A 1,606-nucleotide genomic window follows, 5' to 3' on the forward strand; every position below is an offset into this window, starting at 1 on the left:
AAAACAAATATTTAAGTTATTGAGATTTTTGGGTTTTGCTAAACTTTTTAGTTTTATCTTTCAAAGAGATAAAGTAACTATTATTCTATTTCATGATATGGATAGAGATAGTGCAGAACAGGCATTTAGCTATCTATCCGATAGATATAATATTATTGATTTAGATAGTTATATAGAGGCACATTATAGAAAAGATTACTCAACTATACCTAAAAATGCCCTAATAGTTACATTTGATGATGGACATATAGGTAACCATAAGATTTTACCTATTGTAAAAAAATACAATATTCCTATTACTATATTTCTCTGTGCCTCTATCATAGATACAAATAGACACTTTTGGTTTCAGTATGATAATGAGTCATTAGATAAATCAAAATTAAAGAACGAAACAGAGAGAAGACGACTAGAGATTTTGAAAGAGAGTGGATTTTCAGTTGATATAGAGTTTGATTATCCACAAGCACTAAGCAGAACACAGATAGATGAGATGAGTCCATATGTAAATATGCAGTCTCATACACTTTTTCATCCAATACTTCCAAAATGTAGTGATTCTGATGCTAAAAAAGAGATAGCCAAATCAAAAGAGATTTTAGAGCATAAATATGGTTTTGATATAAATACAATAGCCTACCCCAATGGTGATTATAGTGATAGAGATATTGAGATAGCCAAAAGGGCTGGATATAAGTGTGGTATTACTGTAGATTATGGATTCAATAGCTTGGAGAGTGATATATTTAGGCTCAAAAGAGTTTCTATAAATGATACGGAAGATATAAATGAGTTAATCGTAAAATCTAGTGGACTTTGGGCATTTTTGAAATCAAGAAATGGTAAAAAACAGTCTTATGGATATAGTGAATCTGTAAAGGAGTATTAGTTATGAACATAGGTATATTGGTATCAAATGGTGACCTGTCTCACTTTAGAGTAGAGACACTAAAGCCCATATTAGAAGATGATTCATTCAATATTAAGTTGGCTATAGTGGATGATAGAGAGCGAAAAAGTTTTAAGCAGAAGATTATCAAAAATTTCAAAAGAGGTAGAGGGGGCTATATGCTAGTCATGGCTTTCCAAAAACTCTTATCGCGTAGAACTACAGATGAGACTACTATGGGGATTGAGAACTATTGTGAGAGTAACGGTATAGACCTGATAAAGAGACAAAACATATATGAAAAAGAGAGCATAGATATTATAAAAGGCTATAAACTAGATGTTCTTTTACTTGTAGGAGGATATGGCATTATAAAGGAGCCTCTATTAACACTTACTCCAAATGGTATATTGTCCTATCATCATGGAGATATGAGTAAATATCGAGGAATGCCTCCTGTTTTTTGGGAACTATATAATGGTGAAAAGGAGGTGGGGATAACTCTACAAAAACTATCTGTTGGACTTGATTCGGGTCTGCCTATAGAGGTGAGAAGCGTATCTGTAGATAGTGGGGATACTCTCCACTCATTGGAGAAAAAAGTATATAAAGAGAGTGAGGATATGATGTACAAAGCTCTATATAAAATATCTGATGGAACCTATATCCCCAAAACTCTTGAAAGGCTTGGAACAGTATATACCCTGCCAAATTTGC

2 protein-coding genes are annotated in these 1,606 nt (G+C 32.7%); both read left to right on the forward strand.

The window, feature by feature from the left end; all coding sequences use genetic code 11:
- Positions 1 to 889, forward strand: an 889-nt coding sequence (locus GSY74_RS05250; protein ID WP_223157468.1) for a polysaccharide deacetylase family protein, incomplete at its 5' end; no start/stop codon positions are given.
- 2 nt (positions 890 to 891) lie between these two features.
- A partial coding sequence (locus GSY74_RS05255; protein WP_223157469.1) for a formyltransferase family protein occupies positions 892 to 1,606 on the forward strand: 715 nt, incomplete at its 3' end.

This window comes from Sulfurovum sp. bin170 (assembly GCF_010892395.1).
GTDB lineage: Bacteria > Campylobacterota > Campylobacteria > Campylobacterales > Sulfurovaceae > UBA1140.